Origin of the sequence: Stieleria sedimenti, assembly GCF_025060895.1 — a bacterium.
Lineage (GTDB): Bacteria > Planctomycetota > Planctomycetia > Pirellulales > Pirellulaceae > Stieleria > Stieleria sedimenti.
Window position 1 is genome coordinate 1 of record NZ_JANZKV010000158.1, and the last position, 5,588, is coordinate 5,588.

Annotated in this window: 4 protein-coding genes; 1 reads left to right on the forward strand and 3 read right to left on the reverse strand. The window is 58.5% G+C overall.

Annotation, left to right across the window (positions count from 1 at the left end; genetic code table 11):
- Nucleotides 1-64: 64 nt before the first annotated feature.
- On the forward strand, nt 65-1,312 hold the full coding sequence (locus NZK35_RS20105; RefSeq protein WP_259634315.1) for an RNA-binding protein: 1,248 nt from the start codon (nt 65-67) through the stop codon (nt 1,310-1,312).
- 77 nt (nt 1,313-1,389) lie between these two features.
- On the opposite strand, the gene NZK35_RS20110 is transcribed toward NZK35_RS20105, so the two are convergent.
- The 3 genes from NZK35_RS20110 to NZK35_RS20120 form a co-directional block, all read right to left on the reverse strand.
- Nucleotides 1,390-2,748: a hypothetical protein gene (locus NZK35_RS20110; protein ID WP_259634316.1), complete on the reverse strand. Its 1,359-nt coding sequence runs from the start codon at nt 2,746-2,748 to the stop codon at nt 1,390-1,392.
- A 408-nt stretch (nt 2,749-3,156) separates the two neighbouring features.
- Nucleotides 3,157-3,972, reverse strand: a complete 816-nt coding sequence (locus NZK35_RS20115; RefSeq protein ID WP_259634317.1) for a hypothetical protein — start codon at nt 3,970-3,972, stop codon at nt 3,157-3,159.
- A gap of 45 nt (nt 3,973-4,017) precedes the next feature.
- Nucleotides 4,018-5,517 carry a polymorphic toxin-type HINT domain-containing protein gene (locus tag NZK35_RS20120; RefSeq protein WP_259634318.1) on the reverse strand — a complete coding sequence of 500 codons (1,500 nt, stop codon included), beginning with the start codon at nt 5,515-5,517 and terminating at the stop codon, nt 4,018-4,020.
- Between the last annotated feature and the right edge of the window lie 71 nt (nt 5,518-5,588).

The window sequence follows — 5,588 nt, forward strand, 5'->3', positions numbered from 1 at the left end:
AAAGCCTGCACACCAACCCCGATGCCCGTTCGATTCAACGTAATACGGTTTCTCTGCGGCGGTCATGACACAAATCGTTCTCTGTCCGAAATGCAATGTCCGTGTTTCGGTCAGCGAAAGTCAGGCCGGTCGACGCGTGCGGTGCCCGGGTTGCTCGCAGCCGTTTTTGACCGCTCCGGTGGCCAATCAAGTCATCCAAAGTGTCGCCGCGACGGATCACGACGAAGATTGGCTGGGGTTGAAGGATTTGCCGTCCGATTTGAACTTCGCGCCGCAGAAGGCGCCGCAAGCTTCGCCGGACATCGAGCAGTTCCGCGTCCGCTGCCCCAAGTGCGAGAGCATCAAGTACGTCAGCATCAGTCAGGTCGGCAGCACGGTGCGGTGCAACGATTGCCACAGCCGGGTCAAAGTACCGCGACCTCCTAAGAAGCTGGTGTCGTCATCATCGCCGACACCAACGTCGCACCTGGCGTCCGATCCATTCCCCGACTCATTCCCGGGTAGCGAAACCCATCCCTTTGAACGGCGGACGGAGAATGCCGGACTGGTCATCGAATCGGTGATGAAGTCGGCGGAAGTGGACGTCGAAGCGGAGGACCAGAAGCTCAGCCGCGAAGAAAACGCGATGAGCAGCTGGACGAAATCGATCCTCAGCGTGTTCATCGATCCGGGAGTCGTGATTCATCTGGTTGCAGTCGCACTGTTCTTGGCACTGCCTGTCGCGGGGACGGTCGCGCGGCCACGGCTCGGATTTGCCACCTTTCCCTTCATGGCGATCGCGTTTTCGTTGGCGATGACCTGCGGATTGGCGATCGTTCATGCGGTGGCCAACGGCAGCCGGACGGTCGAGGACTGGCCGACGATCGATCTGTACGCCTGGTTGGAATCCTGCCTGATCGTCGGCGCCGCACTCGTTTGCTCGGTGACTCCCGCGCTGTTTTTGGCAACGCTGTTTTCGTCCCGCGCTTTGGTCACGGTGGGATTGATGCTGTTCGGGGCGCACCTCGTGTTTCCCTATGTCGTGCTGTCGATTCTGGACAACCAGACGGTCATGGCACCGATCTCGCTGGATGTGCTCCGTGGCTTCAAACGATCTCGCCAGGAATGCCGCGTGTTTTATGTTGCGGCCGGTGCGACGCTCGCCGCGCCGCTGGTGTATTTTTGGTTTGCACCACCGGAACCGCTGTATGCGGGAATCGGCGCGGCGCTGTGCGTCGTGATCGCGTTCCTGTACGCCGCGATGCTGGGGCGTTTTGCGTATTCGTTGGCAATCAACGAAGAAGAGGAGCATGCACTTCAGCGGGAAGCGTGAGCGAGCGGCGCGTGGGGGAGTTCGCGGTCATCACGCGCCACTGGCTGACGCCACGTGCTGGTATGCCGGTGCGGCATTCACGCCTTGTCGATCAACGGCCTGAGTTGATCACAGAACAGCTCCAGCAACGCTTTGGTATCGTTTTCGCCGAACAGGTAGGGATCACAGCGAAGGGAAAAGCTCAGCTTGCGGCCGTAGATGCTCGACGACAGCGTGCTGCGGGTGTGTTTGCGAAGCGGCGGCACTCCGGTGATCGCCTCCAATGTGAATTCATCGCAGGCGATCTTCCCGCGTTGCTTGGGCAATCGTCCGGTGAACCGACGCGAAGGGTCACCGGCATTGGAAAACACGCCGGTGGCCAGGCAGCCGCCGTGCTTGAGCAATTTTTGCAACATCGTCCCTTCCATCGCCGACGTCAGCGCGTTGACGAAGGCGGATTGGGGAGCGCCGTTTTTGAGTGCCAGCGTGTCCTTGATGACCAAATCCATCAGCCGCTTGTCGTCTTCGATCTCGGCGGCCGACTTGGTGACGAACGTGCACGCGGTCATGTTGCACGCCGGGATTTCGAAATCTTGGCCGTCGCGCATGTCGGCCGGGACCAGCAAACGGATCTTGCGCGATCCGGTCGTCGGCCCGTTCCATTTCAGTGCCGCCTGAAACATCTTGCACAGGAACAGGTCGTTCAGCGTGCCGCCCTGGGACGTCGCGGCCGTCCGCAGCGTCGCCAGGTCGCCGGAGGAAAACTCTTGCTTGACCATCCCGGGCAGCACAAAGTTGCTCGGCGGCGTGGCCGGCGGCTTCAGCGGGGCGGTACGGGTGCTCAGATGATTCCAGCCTTCGGCGATCGCGATTTTCAGTTTCTTAAATCCGCTGTCGTGAATGCGGATGCTGCGCATTTTCGAGCGACGCACTTTCAACAACGCCGTGTCGAAATTCCCCAGTTCGACCTTGCCCTCGCAACTGGGCAGTCGCTTCATGTAGCATCCGAGCAGGTCACCGACGAAACGATAGGCTCCAGTACCGTCGCAGGCCGAATGGTGAAACTGCATCGTGATCCGCGCCGAATCGGCGGCCTGCCGGACCCAGATGAGGAGGCCGGTTTCGGTTCGAATGTCGATGTAGCCGTTGTTCTTGAAATCCATCGGCACGTCGCCGTCGGCCCAATCGACCGGTGGCACCTTGTCAGGAGCCAAGACCCAACAGAGACGATTTTTCTTGGCCAGTTCGATGACGCAGAACAGCAGGGGATGGCGTACCAACGCCTCCTCGAGCGCAGCTTGAAAGAGGTCTGGATCCAGCCGGCCTGAAAAGTCCAGGTCCAGGAAGAACGACATCGTGTACTCGGGACTGTCGTCGATCAGAAAAAACCAATCGATCGGCGGCACGTAGAGCGGAAAGGTACGCCCGTAGTCGGGAAGATTCGTTTGGATGGACATGGAGATTTCGATTCGTGAATCGAGCGAACCGGTGGCCTGCATCATTGCAGAGCGTTTTCACCGCACGCGCCATCGCACAAGACTAATAGTCACAGCGGTATTCTGACAGCGGGGTGAGTATTTCAATGGCAGAAGATTTGGGAACGGGCGGCGGATCGACGGGATCAGAAAAGTGTGACGGTACGTCACGTCGCAAGGGTGTCCGCGGGAAAGTCGGCCCACGGATATCATGCAGCCTGGAATCCGTGGGTTCGCGCTGCCATCCGTGGGTTTTAATCGTTGCAGGTTTTCTACAGTAGCAATTTGAATCGGGGCGTTCGACGGTCGCACATCGGACGCGAGGAACTTCTCCAAGGCGATCGCCAGTGCTTCGTCAACTTTTAAACTAAGGGTGCCCCGTTTAAAAACCTACGTGCCGCGACCGAGAAAACGTTGCTTCCATTGGTCCCAAGCGTCTTGTTTCCAGAACATTTTCGGTTTTTCGAGTGGAAACGTGGATGTCGTGATCGCCCCTGCGAGCCGCCGACAATCTGATTCGGACAATGCCTGAATGACCAGACAGGTTTTGATGTCTTGCCGCCAGATCGGCAACAACGCCTCCCAATCGAGATGTTTCAAGTGCTCCTGGGCATGTTCGGTCGACACGACGATGATCCGGTTGGGGCCGTCAAAGATTCTCACCCCGTCACGCGCCAGTGCGGCACGAAACTCAGGATTCAGCCAAGTGTCTTCGGCGCGTTTGACCGACAGGTTTTCCTTGACGATCCGCTTCACCGCAGCGGCGGCTGACCTGGGGTAATCTTTCGGATTGTCGGCTAACACCTGATCGGACATGGCCAGAAACACGTCGTCTGATTCGACGGCTCGAACCAGAATCGACGTGATCTGTTCATCTGCAACCGTGGCCGGCAACTCGGCGTATAAGAACGACGGCAGATTCAGACACCCCGGCGCCGGGCTGGCCCCCATCATCAACAGTTGCCCGACGCGAAAGTCGCGGGCGGTGGAGCGCAGCGTCTGAAATTTTTCGCTTGATTTGAACGAGGCGGATTGAATGAACTTGCCCCATTGAGATTTTGACCGCTTCACAAAACTCGAAAGACTGGAATCGCCACCGGACTGTTCGATCAGGTCCAAGATCCCTTCGACCAGCCCCGTCAACGTCTCACGGGCAGCAGCGGGATCTCCGTCGAGATAGAAAACCATGCCCTTAGCGAAGTCCATGACCGACTCCACCAGGCGATGAGTTTGGTTTGCGCGAAGGCTGGTTCAACGGTTGTACCTCAAAGCGATCGGTTCGACGCCGGTCCAATTCAAAATGTCATCAAACTGCCTGCTGGTCGCGCGATTGAATCCCGGTCCCTTCAGGTCCCAAAATTCGGTCACGCCGCCTCTTGCAAATGTAAAATCCGGCAGACGATATTGTCCCTTGACGCCAAAACTCCCTCCCGGTTTGACGACGGATCCGAGACGAGACCCGCCGGAGGAAAACACGAGGCCCGTAATCCGAGTGATCCCCGTGTCGGCTCCGGGCAATTGAAGCGTCTTTTTGACTTTGGCGTCAAGGATGAAACCGTAAATCATACTAGCCTGACTGTCACCGCCCCGTGCTGCTTGGAGGAGTCCACTGAATCGGGGGTCGCGACGCATCTCTTTTTCGACGTGACGACGAGCGGATTTCAGAACCGCGAATGCCTCGTCACGCAACAGATCCACTTGAGACTTGTTGCGTATCCGATCCGCCTTGGACTGATACGAATTGTGAACGAGTAGGCCCTGCTCGCCGACGAAGTAGACGTGTTCGCCGTAGACCTCGAGGTTGTAAACCCACTGCGGACCGGGCCGTGGCAGTTTGCTCTCGATTCGTTTCGTTTCGCCGTGAAACGTGACCACCCGCTCACCGATTTCCATCTCTCCGATGGGGACAAATCGCTGTTGGTCGACCGACCAAAATGGATGGTTATCCGTCACGCCGACGGGAGCCGATCCGTCCTGGAAGTGAACGTCCAAGACGGCCGACGAAGGCGGGTGAGAGAACGTCGCGGTGACAACCTGACCCTCGCCCGGGTGAACCGAAACCGACGGCTCGATGGATGTCACATAGGCGGTGCCGACCGCGCCCATCTCGGGCAAATCCAGCTCAACGGACAATCCGACCAGGTCCATTTCACGCCAGTCCAATTCGGCTTCGACGGCCAGCAGATGCCGAAACGCCGGTCGCAGCGGCGAATGCGCGACACGTTTACGATCCGTATTCGGCTCAAAGTCGACCAGAGAGCGGATCGTCGTCGGAGGCGAATTGCCGTTTCGTGGCCGCACCACAAATCCGACTTGTTCGATGAACCACTGCTCCGGTCGGAGCAGTTCGACGTTCAGAACCGGTGTCCCATTTCCGTCGCCGAGGTCGGCCGTCGGCGGGTGGGCAGGCAAAGGCATTTTCAGCGACAAGTGAATCCATTCATCCCACCGCGGTTCTTGCCAAGTCGATCGTTCCAGATCCGAAATCTCCGGGTTGGCCGCCAGCACGCGGTCGCCTACCCGCAACGCGTCGATCGGTTTGGTCGCGTGAGCGGCCATCCCCGGTTGAACGGGTTCCAAAGCCGCGAGTGTCGTTCTTGGATCCGTGGGGTTCGCCATCGGCGTTTCGGTTAGAAACGGAATCGCACTTCCAAAGATCAACCGTGCGGAGACGGCCAATCCGACGATCAAAATCGACATTGCCGCGAGTGAGCGTCGAGCGGATGGCGAGTGTTTCGTTGAAGCGGACATGGGACGATTGGGTTGTTGGGCAATTCGATGGATGGAAGAGAACGATTGGCAGTGAAGACGGACGGTGACGG

Coding starts and splice junctions, on each gene's coding strand:
- NZK35_RS20105 (WP_259634315.1), top strand. CDS start 65: ATGACACAAATCGTTCTCTGTCCGAAATGCAATGTCCGTGTTTCGGTC.
- NZK35_RS20110 (WP_259634316.1), bottom strand. CDS start 2,748: ATGTCCATCCAAACGAATCTTCCCGACTACGGGCGTACCTTTCCGCTC.
- NZK35_RS20115 (WP_259634317.1), bottom strand. CDS start 3,972: ATGGACTTCGCTAAGGGCATGGTTTTCTATCTCGACGGAGATCCCGCT.
- NZK35_RS20120 (WP_259634318.1), bottom strand. CDS start 5,517: ATGTCCGCTTCAACGAAACACTCGCCATCCGCTCGACGCTCACTCGCG.